The organism is Acinetobacter sp. ME22 (assembly GCF_022012315.1).
Taxonomy (GTDB): Bacteria; Pseudomonadota; Gammaproteobacteria; order Pseudomonadales; family Moraxellaceae; genus Acinetobacter; species Acinetobacter brisouii_A.
This window is the reverse complement of record NZ_JAKLTL010000004.1, coordinates 154,299-167,584: the sequence shown is the minus strand read 5'-3', so window position 1 is coordinate 167,584 and position 13,286 is coordinate 154,299. Positions and strand designations below refer to the sequence as shown.

General features: G+C 39.2%; 14 protein-coding genes and 1 tRNA gene. 8 read left to right on the top strand and 7 right to left on the bottom strand.

The window, feature by feature from the left end:
* Positions 1 to 5 precede the first annotated feature (5 nt).
* The 3 genes from LVY74_RS07780 to LVY74_RS07770 form a co-directional block, all read right to left on the bottom strand.
* Positions 6 to 2,393: a DUF262 domain-containing HNH endonuclease family protein gene (locus tag LVY74_RS07780; protein ID WP_237814599.1), complete on the bottom strand. Its 2,388-nt coding sequence runs from the start codon at positions 2,391 to 2,393 to the stop codon at positions 6 to 8.
* 157 nt (positions 2,394 to 2,550) lie between these two features.
* The gene (locus LVY74_RS07775; RefSeq protein ID WP_237814598.1) at positions 2,551 to 3,738 is read right to left on the bottom strand and encodes a tyrosine-type recombinase/integrase; all 1,188 of its coding nucleotides are present in this window, start codon (positions 3,736 to 3,738) and stop codon (positions 2,551 to 2,553) included.
* Between the two features lie 183 nt (positions 3,739 to 3,921).
* Positions 3,922 to 4,011 (bottom strand) — tRNA-Ser (locus LVY74_RS07770).
* Positions 4,012 to 4,129: 118 nt separating this feature from the next.
* Between LVY74_RS07770 and LVY74_RS07765 the strand changes: the two genes are divergently transcribed.
* The gene (locus tag LVY74_RS07765; RefSeq protein ID WP_237814597.1) at positions 4,130 to 6,010 is read left to right on the top strand and encodes a potassium transporter Kup; all 1,881 of its coding nucleotides are present in this window, start codon (positions 4,130 to 4,132) and stop codon (positions 6,008 to 6,010) included.
* 51 nt (positions 6,011 to 6,061) lie between these two features.
* Here the strand turns inward: LVY74_RS07765 and LVY74_RS07760 are convergent, their stop codons facing one another.
* On the bottom strand, positions 6,062 to 6,346 hold the full coding sequence (locus LVY74_RS07760) for a hypothetical protein (protein ID WP_237814596.1): 285 nt from the start codon (positions 6,344 to 6,346) through the stop codon (positions 6,062 to 6,064).
* A gap of 257 nt (positions 6,347 to 6,603) precedes the next feature.
* On the opposite strand from LVY74_RS07760, the gene LVY74_RS07755 reads away from it, so the two are divergent.
* The gene (locus LVY74_RS07755) at positions 6,604 to 7,620 is read left to right on the top strand and encodes a DNA/RNA non-specific endonuclease (protein WP_237814595.1); all 1,017 of its coding nucleotides are present in this window, start codon (positions 6,604 to 6,606) and stop codon (positions 7,618 to 7,620) included.
* Positions 7,621 to 7,635: 15 nt separating this feature from the next.
* Positions 7,636 to 7,881 (top strand): hypothetical protein, encoded by a 246-nt coding sequence (locus tag LVY74_RS07750; protein ID WP_237814594.1) that lies wholly within the window; start codon positions 7,636 to 7,638, stop codon positions 7,879 to 7,881.
* On the opposite strand, the gene znuB is transcribed toward LVY74_RS07750, so the two are convergent.
* From znuB to LVY74_RS07735, 3 genes are read right to left on the bottom strand one after another with little or no spacing between them, the layout of a single operon-like run.
* Positions 7,876 to 8,676, bottom strand: a complete 801-nt coding sequence (znuB, locus tag LVY74_RS07745) for a zinc ABC transporter permease subunit ZnuB (protein WP_151777438.1) — start codon at positions 8,674 to 8,676, stop codon at positions 7,876 to 7,878. The two genes, LVY74_RS07750 and znuB, sit on opposite strands and share 6 nt — an antisense overlap.
* Positions 8,677 to 8,679: 3 nt before the next feature.
* A complete protein-coding gene (gene znuC, locus LVY74_RS07740; RefSeq protein WP_151777437.1) occupies positions 8,680 to 9,471 on the bottom strand; it encodes a zinc ABC transporter ATP-binding protein ZnuC in 792 nt (263 codons plus the stop codon).
* Positions 9,444 to 9,941 carry a transcriptional repressor gene (locus LVY74_RS07735; RefSeq protein ID WP_151708415.1) on the bottom strand — a complete coding sequence of 166 codons (498 nt, stop codon included), beginning with the start codon at positions 9,939 to 9,941 and terminating at the stop codon, positions 9,444 to 9,446. Before LVY74_RS07735 ends, znuC begins: the two co-directional genes overlap by 28 nt.
* 125 nt (positions 9,942 to 10,066) lie before the next feature.
* On the opposite strand from LVY74_RS07735, the gene LVY74_RS07730 reads away from it, so the two are divergent.
* The 5 genes from LVY74_RS07730 (at position 10,067) to LVY74_RS07710 (ending at position 13,279) form a co-directional block, all read left to right on the top strand.
* Complete coding sequence (locus LVY74_RS07730) at positions 10,067 to 10,903, top strand: metal ABC transporter solute-binding protein, Zn/Mn family (protein WP_237814696.1); 837 nt, start codon at positions 10,067 to 10,069, stop codon at positions 10,901 to 10,903.
* 170 nt (positions 10,904 to 11,073) lie between these two features.
* On the top strand, positions 11,074 to 11,472 hold the full coding sequence (locus tag LVY74_RS07725; protein ID WP_151708417.1) for an ATP synthase subunit I: 399 nt from the start codon (positions 11,074 to 11,076) through the stop codon (positions 11,470 to 11,472).
* 99 nt (positions 11,473 to 11,571) lie between these two features.
* The gene (gene atpB / locus LVY74_RS07720) at positions 11,572 to 12,447 is read left to right on the top strand and encodes a F0F1 ATP synthase subunit A (protein ID WP_237814593.1); all 876 of its coding nucleotides are present in this window, start codon (positions 11,572 to 11,574) and stop codon (positions 12,445 to 12,447) included.
* An 81-nt stretch (positions 12,448 to 12,528) separates the two neighbouring features.
* Positions 12,529 to 12,768: a F0F1 ATP synthase subunit C gene (atpE, locus tag LVY74_RS07715; protein ID WP_111894935.1), complete on the top strand. Its 240-nt coding sequence runs from the start codon at positions 12,529 to 12,531 to the stop codon at positions 12,766 to 12,768.
* Between the two features lie 40 nt (positions 12,769 to 12,808).
* Positions 12,809 to 13,279 carry a F0F1 ATP synthase subunit B gene (locus tag LVY74_RS07710; RefSeq protein ID WP_237814592.1) on the top strand — a complete coding sequence of 157 codons (471 nt, stop codon included), beginning with the start codon at positions 12,809 to 12,811 and terminating at the stop codon, positions 13,277 to 13,279.
* Positions 13,280 to 13,286 lie beyond the last annotated feature (7 nt).

Sequence of the window (13,286 nt, the reverse complement as noted above, 5' to 3'; positions counted from 1 at the left end):
ATCAATCATTCTAACCAATTAATTAATTCATCCCATGCAAGCTCGTAGAGTCTTCTAGAGCGTGTGATAATAAAGTCACTTGTCCATGGTTTATTCATATTTCCTAATGCGATTAGATTAGGCATATATTTTTGTGCTTGGAGGAGTTCTTGAGTTAATTCCCCGAAACGAATATTATTTTTTTCTGCTGCTTCACTAAGAATTTGATTTGCACTAGTTTGATCCTGTGCTCCTACAACCTTGTAAAAGACTCTTTTTTCTGCCCAAATTCGATTTCCTAGAGATGAGTTTAGTTGTTTAGAAACAAGTACTAAATTCCCAAGCGTATCAATTAATTCACCATTTTCATATATAGTTGCTTCCCATGATCCATTATTAGACTGTGGTGCGATATGCTCTAAAGACAAACTGCGGTCATCTACGTAACTTTCAATATTAAGGCATGGGTTTGAAAGGTCTTTTCCTTTAGTTAGAAGCCCCTCATAGGCTGAATCTGCAATTGCATCATGATGTGCCACTAATAAAATAAATTTTGCAACTTTTTGAGCATTTTTATAGATTGGCTGATTGATAGCTAAGTTAATAAAATTTTCTTTGTTTATTACTTTTCCTTTGCGATTACTATCAAGCAGTCTAGATTTTAGCTCTGCTTTAAATTGGTCAATATTAATAATATTGTCTTTCATGTAAAGTCTAGCTAGACGAGGTAATCCAGAAGGCATTTCTGTTTTACTTAGAAATTCACGATATTCATTGTCAATACCGCCAGTCCCTCGTCTTGTTGCTCTCCAAAGAGTACTAAAGGCAACCATTGCTTGTAGTGCTTCCTCAAACTCTTTAAATCGTTGTTCTTTCTCAGTGGCATCGGGAGCATCAACGATTTGGCTGAAAAATAACGTTAGGATAGGGATAACAATAGTGTGATTGATATCTTTAAAAAATTTTAAACCTAGTTTTGAAGTTGTTGAAAGTTGATGGATACCAAAAAATTTATCTAAGCCCGTATAGCTATCAGATTCCCAAATAAATTTTTTAAAATTAGCACAGTAGCTAAGCATTTTTATAAAGGCAATAGGGCTTGTTGTTTCTTCAAATGAGGTCTTTAAAGCACTCCTTTGCTCTGCTAAACGACCAGAGATTTTCATGCCTGAATAGCTACTAAAAAAATGAATAAGTAATTCTTTAGTAGCTTTTTGTAGTTCTGGTCCTACAGAGAAGGTACATAGATAATCAGAAACTTGATCTAATAATTGTTTTTCTACAGAACTTTCATATTCTGCTAAGCCTACAGCATTGACAACTCTTGGTTTAAATGTTTCGAATGCAGTAAGAGGTTCGCCAGTTGTGTTTAATGATTCAAAGATGGTAAATGCATAATCTTCATTTTTTCCTTTAACAACTGTTAAAACTACACGATGAAGTACATAGCGAGCATAAAAAACTAATAAGCTCAGTTTATCAAAAATTTCCTTTTCTGTTTCTGGTAAAGCACGAATTTCTGATATTGGTCCAACATGGTTGAGTAAACCTTCTTGAAATGACTCCGAAGAGTATATATCTTCTATATTGGGAATTTCATCCATCTCATCAGCAATGCTGCTTCTATTGCTAATTATAGTTTTTAGTATTTTAGTTATTTGATTAAAGCGGTCAACGATAGCTTCTTCACCTTCCATATTTACATTGCGTTTTACTGGTTTATATTCGGTTGCTTCGTATTCTGCTTTATCTATTTCTGTGATGTAGTTAAATGTTAAATGAGCAATTGGAGAGTCATATTTTCTATAAGCAGTATTTTTTGACCATTGATCATCTATTGATCTAATCATGCGTGGGTATAATGGTGATTTACCAAAAGAATATTTTTCGTAGAAAGTATCTGCAAGCGCAGATAATACTTCTTTTGTTTGACCATCTAACCACTCTAAAGCAGTAAAATTACTCTCTAGCTCAGGTGTAATTTCCTCATTATTCTGAGCTAATTTTTCATGTTGACTAAATATAACTTTCGTTTTTTTAATGAATTGTTTATGGGTCAAATGAATAGTGTTATGTAATGCAATACAGACTAATAATAAAGTAGTCATACGTTGTTGACCATCGATTACTGTAAGTACTTTGCTGGGAACATCTGTTCTTACAATTGGTTGAACAGTAGAGTTATTAACATCATGAATTGTGATAACTGTCCCTAGAAATGTAAAACTTTCATCAGATTTTATTAATGTTTTTATTCCATGGCTGATGTCTTCAATTAAGCGGCTGACTTTGTCTTTATCCCAGCTATAGGGGCGTTGGTATGAGGGAATATATAATCCTAATCCTCGATCTGCTAGTAACTCCATAGGTGATTTAGAAATAGCTTCGAATATAGTTTTAGGATCTACAGCCATAATTTTCTCTGTTTGTAATTTTCAAAAATAATGCTTTAATCATAATTTGAAATGTAGAAAAATAAAACCTATTGAATTAGTTTAATTTTTAAGTTGTTATGTTGTTAAAAATAAAAAATAATCAGACATAATTCTTTATATACTTAACTTTAAATAATTATTTTTTTGCACAAATATTGTATTTATTTCTCAAACTATCAATAAAATCAGACCAGTCTTGCATCATCTTTTTACGATATTCTAAGTGTTGAGCATGGTTATAAGCTTGAGATACGGCATTACCAACTCTGTGTGCTAGCTGAATTTCAATTGCATCATGTAGATAGCCTTGCTCATGTAGAGTTGTGGATGCTAAACCACGAAACCCATGACCAGTCATTTTACCGTTATATTTCATTGTGCGGATCACGCAGAGGAGTGCATTACTACTCATAGGTTTAGCATTACTATGGTTATAAAAAACGTACTGCTTATTGCCCGTGAGAGGGCGTAACCCTTCAATGAGTTCAAGAGCCTGCCTAGATAAGGGAACAATATGAGGCTCGGCCATTTTCATTTTTTCAGCAGGAATACGCCATAATTTAGTTTCAAAATCGATTTCGCCCCATTCCATCATTCTAAGTTCAGCAGTTCGTACAAAAGTTAATGTCATTAATTGAATTGCTGTTTTAATCATTGGATTGCCATGATAGCGATCCATGCGTTCAAGAAATGGAGGAAATTCTGAAATATCCAAACGAGCCATATGTTTAACTTTTCTAGGCTTTAAGGCTTCTTGTAAATGGGGTGTTGGGTCATTTTCAATAATTCCTTTACGAATTGCGAAACGGAAAATTCGACCCGCTAAAGGAATTGAGCGTTTTGCCATTTCCTGTGCTCCACGTTCTTCAATTTTTTTGGCACAGGCAAGTACGTCCTTACCTTTAATTTGATCAATAGGCATTTCACCCAAAGCAGGGAATAGGTCTTTTTCAAATACGGATAAATCTCGTAAATAAGTCGTTTCTTTAATGACAGCTTTACGATCTTCCATCCATTCCATAGCGAGTGATTTGAAAAGAATGCTTTCATCTGTTTGTTGTAAGCGTTCATTTTTTACCGCATTTGGATCAATATTTTTATATAGCTGAATTCGAGCTTCATCGCGAGTACGGCGAGCCTGAGCGAGTGAAATTTCAGGGTAGCTTCCAATTGTTAAAGTACTTTCTCGACCATTAAATCGATACTTTAAGCGCCAGAACCTTCCACCAGCAGGTGTAACCTCTAGGTATAACCCTTTTTCATCGGAATAACGCTTTTTCTTTTCAAGTGGTTTTATTTTTCTGACTTGAGCATCTGTAAGCATTTTGAGCTGAATCCGTACAAATTGGGGGACGAGAAATAGTATAACTAATTCGTCCCCCAATTGTCCCCCTATTTATGGAGGATTGCTTTGGATGTGGCAGGATTCTACGGAACATAAAAAAAGGCTTAAACCCTTTAGATTTAAGCCTTTTGAGATCCTGCAGGACATTGCAGGAATAAAATCTGGCGGTGAGAGAGGGATTCGAACCCTCGATACGCGTAAACGTATACACACTTTCCAGGCGTGCTCCTTCAGCCACTCGGACACCTCACCAAGGCGTGCGATAGTAACTAAAAAAACTCAGGCTGCCAAGATTTAATCAGCACTTTACGGAAAATTTTTTATTTAAATGCTAACATTGCACTAAAAATCATCTTGGTTTAATTATGCAATGCAAAACATGACCCAAAAAACAAGACTGTCTGCAATTACCCTTGCAGCACTTGGCGTGGTCTTTGGTGATATTGGTACCAGTCCACTTTATGCGTTAAAAGAATCTTTTCATGCTGCGCATGGGCTGGGAATAACTCCAGCAAATGTCTTGGGTATTTTATCGATTATTTTTTGGTGTTTAATGCTGATAATCAGCATTAAATATGTTGCTATCGTGATGCGTGTTGATAACAACGGTGAAGGCGGCATCATGGCATTACTCGCCTTAAACTTGCGTAAGGCTAAAATTGCTGAAAATAAGAAAATCTACCTGATTGCGATTGGTTTTGTTGGTGCATCTCTATTTTTTGGGGATGGTATTATCACCCCAGCAGTTTCGGTACTCTCAGCAATTGAAGGTTTATCTATTGCTACAAATGTATTTGATCCATACATTCTGCCGATCGCTATTACTATTGTCATTACACTGTTTTGTGTACAAAAACATGGTACTGCATTTGTTGGAAAATTTTTTGGTCCACTCACTTTATTATGGTTTCTTACTATTGGCGTGTTTGGCATTATTAGTGTGGTGAAAACCCCTTTAGTTCTTGGAATGATTAATCCATATTGGGCTATTCATTTTATCTTTACCCACCCAACGATGTCTTTTTTTATCATGGGCGCTGTTGTTTTAACAGTTACAGGTGGGGAAGCACTATATGCAGATATGGGACATTTTGGACCAAAACCGATTCGTTTAGCATGGTTTGGTGTCGTTCTACCATGTTTAATCTTGAACTATGCGGGGCAAGGTGCCTTACTGCTACGTGATGCAAATGCGATTGAAAATCCGTTCTTTTTACTCGTGCCTTCTTGGGCGCTATATCCGACCATTGTTCTAGCGGCTATTGCAGCTGTGATCGCATCTCAGGCTGTCATCTCAGGTGTGTTTTCATTGGCACGACAAGCAATTCAATTGGGGTATTTGCCGCGTTTAAGTATTAAACATACCTCTGAGTCTGAGGAAGGGCAGATTTATGTACCTTTTCTAAACTGGTTATTGTTGGCAGCAATTATTGTGCTGATCATGATTTTTAAAACCAGTTCTAACTTGGCAAGTGCTTATGGTTTGGCAGTCACCTTAACCATGTTATGTGACACCTTATTAATTGGCGTGTTCATTTATTATGCTTGGAAGTGGAATACTTTCAAATTACTGTTGGTGATCACCCCATTTTTATTGCTCGATATCATTTTGGTTGCAGCGACCTCTCTTAAAATTCTTTCAGGAGGTTGGGTACCATTACTGATTGGTGGTATGGCGTTTGGTATTTTAATGACATGGAAACGTGGTCGTGAATTGATGTTTGCCAAATTGCAACATGACACACTACCAATTGATTTGTTTGTAAAAAGTGTTGGGTCAGATGCTGTACATTGGGTACAGGGCGATGCGGTATTTTTAACAGGTACACCGAACGTTGTTCCACATGCGATGTTGCATAATATTAAGCACAATAAGGTATTACATGAACGTAATATTCTTATTACGGTGATGGTACAAGATGTTCCGTATGTGACCCAAGAAGAACGGATTCAGGTTGAAACACTCAATGAGCGTTTTTACCGTATGCAATTGTTTTATGGTTTTAAAGATGAACCTAATGTTCCGCGTGATTTAAAACAGGCTTATGAACAGCTCGGCTTTGGGTATGATTTGATGCATATCAGCTTCTTTATTTCTCGTGATCGCGTTGTACATAAAGTTGGGGATGGTATGTCACCATGGCGTGAACGTTTATTTATTTCTATGCAACGTAATACCAGTCCTGTGAGCGATTTCTATCAGATTCCAACCAATCGTGTGGTTGAATTAGGTGGGCAAATCGAAATTTAAGCCTAAAAAAACCAAGGTGAAGACCTTGGTTTTTTTATTGGGATCATTAGCTTATGGCGCTGGCGTCATTGCTGGAGCTGGACTTTCAGGATTTGCTGCTGGTGCAGTACTGTCTGACGCCATGGGCTGAGTTGGTTGAGGTGTTGCAACTGCTGTAAATTTACCACTGCTCATTAAGTCAGCCAACGAACCTGGTTGACCATTGACCGTGGTACTTACTTTTACCTGAGATAAGCTTTCTAAGGTTTCACCTGGCTGTACAGCAGGCTCTGCAAAGGTTGCTGTTGCAGTAAACATCCCCATGAATAAGCCAACACCAATCGCAATATTACGCATATTTGAACTCCAATATTAAAAAAATTGTGTGAGTTTTACCTCAAACACCATCCCATAGATTAGTCTGCTTCGCAACTAAGTGTACGGAATATCAATAAATTAGAAGTAAAAGTAATGTATAACCACAACAAATTGTTACGCAAAAAAGTCTGAGAAAAACAAAGCATCTTTATGCTTTGGGTATTTGAAATTTACAGCATATACTTTCTAAAATGAGCTTGCTAAGCAGCTTTTTAAGTGTTCAAGGATAAAACGACATGACAGCATCTCTTCACCGTCATTTTCAATGGCTTATTCTCGTGGGGGCAACTACAGCCGCAGGGGCAACCTTTGCACAAGATTCATGTCTTTCTCAGTTTTATCAACAAACACCACCAATTTCAGTCAAATCGAGTTTACAGAAAAATAGCTTCCCATTGTGTTTTAATGGTTTTAATGTGATGTATTCAGGTGTTTCTAAAACTCCGCTGTGGAGTGCTGAGCGACTAACGGCAACACGACTGAGTCAGAAGATTAAACGTGAAGACCAGTTTCATGAAGAACAACAAGTCCCTGAGCAATTTCGTGCCACTTTAGCTGATTATCGCGCTTCAGGTTATGACCGCGGGCATATGTCGCCAAATGCAGATATGCCTGATAAATCTTCACAATATGATAGTTTCTCTTTAGCCAATATGGTGCCGCAAGCACCAAAGAATAACCAAGAAATTTGGCGTAAACTTGAAGAAGCAACACGAGGATTGGTCAAAAAACACAAGCAAGATGTGTATGTGGTGACAGGTCCTATCTTTACAGGGCAGCGCTTAAAGACGATTGGTAAGGGGAAAGTGATTGTACCAAGTGCTGTGTTTAAGGCGGTTTACATGCCAAAAACAGGTGTGATTGGTGCATATTACGCCCCGAACAATAACTCACAACAGGTTGAAGTGGTTAGTATTTGTGAAATTGAACAGCAAACAGGCTTAAATTTATTTCCAAAATTATCGGTTGATGTAAAACGTAAAATTTATGATTTACCTTTGAGTACAACCGATCTTCAAGCAAATGCTCAACCAAAACTATTGAAAACAGACCAAAAGAGCCAATGTGCTGAGCCGTCAGGTAGTACAGCAGATCTGCATTCATTGCAGCAATCATTTGATCAAGCGGTACAGCAAACCACAGATCAAGTTACCCAACATGTAGAAAAAACTGTACAGCAAGAAGGAGAAAACTGGCTAAAAAAGTTGTTTGAAGTGTTGCTAGAATTTCTTTTAAAGTTATTTAAGTCTTAAAATCAGGAGTTGAAGATGTTTAAACCCTTTGCCGATGAACAGTCATCCTCTGCGATTTATGATTTAACGCTAGAAAATCAGCTAGACTGCATCAATCTCTATGGCAATCTGCAAATTACCAAAGATCAGCAAGGTTTAGCTGCAGCCAAAGCTTTACAGGCTTTGATGAATCAAGTTGTTGAAGTTTTGCAGCAGCAGGAGAATTTGCCCGAGCACATAGAACGGCAACCCGAGCAAGAAATAGAGAACCCATTTTTATAAGGTGCTACGGATTTTCTGTAGACAAAAAAGCGCAAAGAAAATACTCGACATAGTGAGAACAATGCTTAAACCACTTGCAATGTCGAGTAAAGCACTGACCCATAGACCAACCCCCAGTGCAATTTGACCGATGATAAACGCATAAATCACCATTTGCTTTGGAGAGTGTGCCAGTAAGCGTGCTGCTAAGGCAGGAATCACCAGTAAAGCACCCATCAACAGTGACCCTACAGCACGCAGAGCCAATACAGTGAAGAGCGCCAACAGTAGCATAAAGATAAAGCGTTGTAGCTTGGCATTTACCCCTTCGCTGATTGCAATATCGGGGTCAATTGCAATCTGAATCTGTGCTGACCAGAATTTCCATAAAATTCCAACAGCAATCACAATAATAACTGCAAAGATAGGTAGATCTGACCAGCTAATGGTGAGTAAATCCCCAAAAAGATAGCTCAGAAGTTCTGGACGTAAGGCAGGTAAATTCTGGATCAGCATTAAACCTGAACAAAGCAGTGTAGCTGCACAAAGTGCGAGCAGTGCGTCATTGGGTAAACGCCGATCATGCAAAATCCATAAAATACACACCAGTAATAATGCTAAACCTGCAACACCCACCCACATAGGAAGCTGTAATACACCCGCAACAGCAACGCCAAGTAAAGTACCATGTGACATGGTGTCTGCAAAAAAAGACATTCGCCGCCATAGCATTAGGCAGCCGAGTGGAGCAGTCAAAATAATGAGTAAAGCACCCATCACCCATGCAGGGAGTAAAAGTTGTAGCCATTCTGTCATGGGTTAAGCTTCCGGTTCAGGGTGAATATGTGGTCGATGATCATGTTCACAGCTTGCCGTTGGGCTATCGCCATGAGCACAGTGATCATGATGATGTTGATAGAAGACGCGTTGTGTCCCAAATATGGCTTGATATTCAGGATGCTGTTGGACATTTTCTGGAGATCCACTACAGCAGATGTGTTTGTTCAGACAAACAACACGATGTGTCCCTTGCATCACCCATTGCAAGTCATGAGACACCATCACCACAGCACAGCCATAGCGTTCAGGTAAACTGCGGACATATTCATACAGTTCTGCTTCAGATTGGATATCTAAACCCTGCATAGGTTCATCGAGAACTAAAACCTGTGGTTTTCGTAATAATGCTCGTGCTAAAAGAACACGCTGTCGTTCCCCACCAGAGAGTTGTTGAACCTTAGCCTCTTGCAGTTTTTCAATGCCTGTTTCAGCAATAATTTGCTGTTTAGTGCTTTCGTCACAGCGTTCGAGCGCAAGTAAATCCCGTACACGAAGTGGTAGACTGTGAGACGGATTGAACTTTTGTGGGACATAAGAAAATTTTAAACTGCGATCTTTAAGCACTTTTCCTGATGTTGGCTTCATAATGCCTAACAACACTTTGATGAGGGTCGATTTTCCTGCGCCATTTGGACCAATTAGCGTCACGATTTCATTAGCATGCAGCTCAAAGTCGACCTGCTTTAAGATCTCACGTTCTTCAATACGAACATAAATTTTCTGTAATGAAATCAGGGCAGGCGTTAGTGACGTTGTGTGCACTGTTGGCATTTTCCTGAAATTTCAATGATAGTATGATGAATACTGAACTCATCAGAATGAGCAAGTGAATTGAGATGAGCCATTAAGGCATCGGCAGACGCTTCTTTCACGGCTTTGCAGCTCACACAAATTAAAAAAGCAGCTTGATGCCCCTCACGTGGGTGGCAGCATGGAATAAAGGCATTAATTGAACTTAACCGATGGATTAAGCCTTTATCCAATAAAAAATCTAAACTACGGTAAACAGTAGGTGGAGCAGCTGGCTTGTCAGAAGTATTTTTAATTTTTGCCAAAATATCATATGCACCTATTGGCCCTGAAGCATTCAAAATTAAACTAAGAACTTCTTTGCGTAAGGGAGTGAGGCGTGCACCTGTTGCAAGACATAGCGCTTCTGCCTGCTCTAGGCGAGAATGAATATCACCGTGGTCATGTACCTCGTGTAAGCTATTAGCGTGCGAATGCGAACATGAACTCATAAATATCTTACCTATGGTGCTTCAAAACAGAATAAGTTAACTCTTTTATAACAATATCACTATTTTTAGTGTTATAGTGTAACACTAAATCCGAAGTGATGCTATATAGAGATCGTTTGAACATGATGGCGCGTTTTTTTGCAATGTGTGTCTTACTCTGCATGAGTGGCAGTTTATGGGCACAGGGTTTGGTTGTATCGATTCATCCATTATACCTCATCGCTAAAGAAGTGACCAAAGGTGTAGAAACGCCAACTTTATTATTAGGCAATCAATCTGGACATGATGTACAACTGACTCCTGCCAATCGTAAAGCTATTCAAGATGCTGAATTGGTTTTGTGGTTGGGTAAAGCGCATGAAGCACCATTGGATAAACTGCTAGGACATAATCCAAATGCTATTTCACTTTTAAATTCGGGTGTTTTGGCTACATTGCCAATGCGTGATGTAGAAGGTCAACCAATCGCAAATACTGTAGATACACATGTTTGGCTAGATCCGAATAACGCTGTGCGAATTGGTTTTTTTATTGCGGCATTACGTTCTAAGCAGCATCCTGAGTATAAAACCGAATATTGGGCGAATGCTAAAAACTTTGCTCAACAACTTCTGATTAAAAGTAAACAGGTTGGCACATATAAAAATACAATCCAGTACTGGTCATATCATGATGCCTATCAGTATTTAGAGCGCCCACTCAATTTACGACTTGCAGGGGCATTGAGTACAGATCCACATATTCCTGCAACTGTCACACAAATCAAATACCTTAATGATCATCGACCATATCCGCAGATGTGCTTACTTGCAGAGGGTCAGGCCAATAATCAATATCAAAAGTTACAACCTTTCCGTTTTCAAGCAGTAGACGAAAGTATGATCGGTGAAAATAACTTCATTTCAGGTTGGATTGATTTGGCTAAAAATATCCAGAATTGTGCAAGAAATATGCGAAAATAATCAGATCAAGAGAATCTTAATAGAAAATTAAAAAACGACAGATTATTTCAAAATCGTACGTCTTAAGTCGGGAAAAGATTGCATGTTTAGGGGGGGGACTCTATAATGCCACCGATTAAAAACGATCATCAGGTTAACTTGTCAAGCTTTTATGCTGTGAGTAGAGATTAATGAGCCGACCAAGTCGCATGATTGACCGACGATTGGCGAAAGCTTTGGTCTTCTTGCAAGCATTGACGATACCTGTTGCAACTTTGATTGCTTGGGTGCTGAAAGATAGTGTGGTAGCCAAAAGTATCGCCTTAGGTGGACTGGTGTGTTGGTTGGCACATTGCTATTTTGCTTGGCAATCTTTCCGAGTTGCAGGAGCACGTGCCTCGAAACAAGTGCTTTCAAATATGTATCGAGGCATGATGGGTAAGTTTGCTATTGTGATCGTTGGACTGATTTTGATTTTAAGCAATGTCAAGCCGTTGTCATCGGTGGCGTTGTTTTGTGGTTTTATTCTCGTTCAAGCCATGTCGTGGGTTGCTCCTTGGTGGGTGTCACGTCAACAAAAACGAGTATAGGCGCATAAGAAATTGAATATATAGAGCAAGGTGAGATATCTAGCAGCGTGCGATATTCACCTACTCTTTTTAGTAATTGACATTGACCAGGTGTGATTTATGGCTGCTGAAGAACATGCCCTTACTTCGACAGAGTATATTAAGCATCACTTGACCAATTTGACCTATGGCAAAATGCCAGACGGTACATGGAAATTGGCTGAGAATGCGAAAGAAGCTCATGATATGGGTTTTTCTGCTATTCACTTGGACTCAATGGGTTGGTCAATTGGCCTTGGTATCATTTTCTGTTTGCTTTTCTGGAGTGTTGCGAAAGCTGCCAATTCTGGCGTGCCTACCAAATTCCAAGCAGCAATCGAAATGGTTATCGAGTTTGTTGACTCAAGCGTTCGCGATACCTTCCATGGTAAATCTCGTTTAATCGCACCACTTTCACTGACCATTTTCATGTGGATTTTCCTCATGAACTTAATGGACTTGATCCCTGTTGACTGGATTCCGTATTTGGCTCAACACATTGGTGCAAGCGTATTTGGTATGGACCCTCATCACGTTTACTTTAAGATCGTTCCGTCTACAGATCCTAACATTACCCTTGGTATGTCATTGTCTGTCTTCGTTCTCATCTTGTTCTATAGTATTCGTGAGAAAGGGATTGGTGGTTTTGTTGGCGAATTAGCGCTCAATCCATTTAACCCAAGTAACCCGATTGCAAAAGCGTGTCTAATTCCTGTTAACTTAATTTTGGAATTAGTGACCTTCCTTGCACGACCAGTTTCATTGGCTCTACGACTATTTGGTAACATGTATGCAGGTGAGTTAATCTTCATCTTGATCGCATTATTACCGTTCTGGATTCAATGGGCATTGTCTGTGCCTTGGGCGATCTTCCACATTCTCGTAATTACGTTGCAAGCATTTATCTTTATGATGCTGACCATCGTTTACTTGAGCATGGCAAGCGAAAAACATTAATGGTATTGCCTAATTGTCATGTGCAGTTAGGCGAATTTTTATATTTTAGTTTGGTATAACTAACCTCTGAGGAATTTTTTCATGGTATTAGGTCTAGTTGCAATTGCATCTGCTATCTTAATCGCTTTCGGTGCTTTGGGTACTGCGATTGGTTTTGGTCTTTTAGGTGGTCGCTTCTTGGAAGCTGTTGCTCGTCAACCAGAATTGGCTCCACAACTTCAAACTCGTATGTTCTTAATCGCAGGTCTTCTTGATGCTGTGCCTATGATCGGTGTTGGTATTGGCTTGTTCTTCATCTTCGCTAATCCATTTGTAGGTTAATAGCTTCATTTCTAAACCCATAGAACTTTGAGGAATAGTAATGGATATTAACGCAACATTGATTGGCCAAGCGATTGCATTTGCGATTTTTGTCGCATTCTGCATGAAGTTTGTTTGGCCACCACTAATCAATGCGATTAGTGAGCGTCAGCGTAAAATCGCTGATGGCTTAAATGCTGCTGAAAAAGCTAAAGCTGACCTTGCTGATGCACAAGCACAAGTTAAGGCAGAGTTAGATGCAGCAAAAGCACAAGCGGCTCAATTGATCGAACAAGCGAACCGTCGTGGTGCGCAATTGGTCGAAGAAGCGCGTACCCAAGCATCTGCTGAAGGTGAGCGTATTCGTCAACAAGCGAAAGAAGCTGTTGATACAGAAATCAATTCTGCTCGCGAAGAATTACGTCAACAAGTTGCTGCTTTGGCAGTTGATGGTGCAGAGAAAATTCTTAGCCAGAAAGTTGACGCAGAAGCTCACAATGCCATGCTGACTCAGCTGGCTGCTAAACTTTAAGCGAGGG

Excerpts from the sequence above, each read along its gene's own strand:
- LVY74_RS07780 (WP_237814599.1), bottom strand. The coding sequence starts at position 2,393 with ATGGCTGTAGATCCTAAAACTATATTCGAAGCTATTTCTAAATCACCT.
- LVY74_RS07775 (WP_237814598.1), bottom strand. The coding sequence starts at position 3,738 with ATGCTTACAGATGCTCAAGTCAGAAAAATAAAACCACTTGAAAAGAAA.
- LVY74_RS07765 (WP_237814597.1), top strand. The coding sequence starts at position 4,130 with ATGCAAAACATGACCCAAAAAACAAGACTGTCTGCAATTACCCTTGCA.
- LVY74_RS07760 (WP_237814596.1), bottom strand. The coding sequence starts at position 6,346 with ATGCGTAATATTGCGATTGGTGTTGGCTTATTCATGGGGATGTTTACT.
- LVY74_RS07755 (WP_237814595.1), top strand. The coding sequence starts at position 6,604 with ATGACAGCATCTCTTCACCGTCATTTTCAATGGCTTATTCTCGTGGGG.
- LVY74_RS07750 (WP_237814594.1), top strand. The coding sequence starts at position 7,636 with ATGTTTAAACCCTTTGCCGATGAACAGTCATCCTCTGCGATTTATGAT.
- znuB (WP_151777438.1), bottom strand. The coding sequence starts at position 8,676 with ATGACAGAATGGCTACAACTTTTACTCCCTGCATGGGTGATGGGTGCT.
- znuC (WP_151777437.1), bottom strand. The coding sequence starts at position 9,471 with ATGCCAACAGTGCACACAACGTCACTAACGCCTGCCCTGATTTCATTA.
- LVY74_RS07735 (WP_151708415.1), bottom strand. The coding sequence starts at position 9,941 with ATGAGTTCATGTTCGCATTCGCACGCTAATAGCTTACACGAGGTACAT.
- LVY74_RS07730 (WP_237814696.1), top strand. The coding sequence starts at position 10,067 with ATGGCGCGTTTTTTTGCAATGTGTGTCTTACTCTGCATGAGTGGCAGT.
- LVY74_RS07725 (WP_151708417.1), top strand. The coding sequence starts at position 11,074 with ATGAGCCGACCAAGTCGCATGATTGACCGACGATTGGCGAAAGCTTTG.
- atpB (WP_237814593.1), top strand. The coding sequence starts at position 11,572 with ATGGCTGCTGAAGAACATGCCCTTACTTCGACAGAGTATATTAAGCAT.
- atpE (WP_111894935.1), top strand. The coding sequence starts at position 12,529 with ATGGTATTAGGTCTAGTTGCAATTGCATCTGCTATCTTAATCGCTTTC.
- LVY74_RS07710 (WP_237814592.1), top strand. The coding sequence starts at position 12,809 with ATGGATATTAACGCAACATTGATTGGCCAAGCGATTGCATTTGCGATT.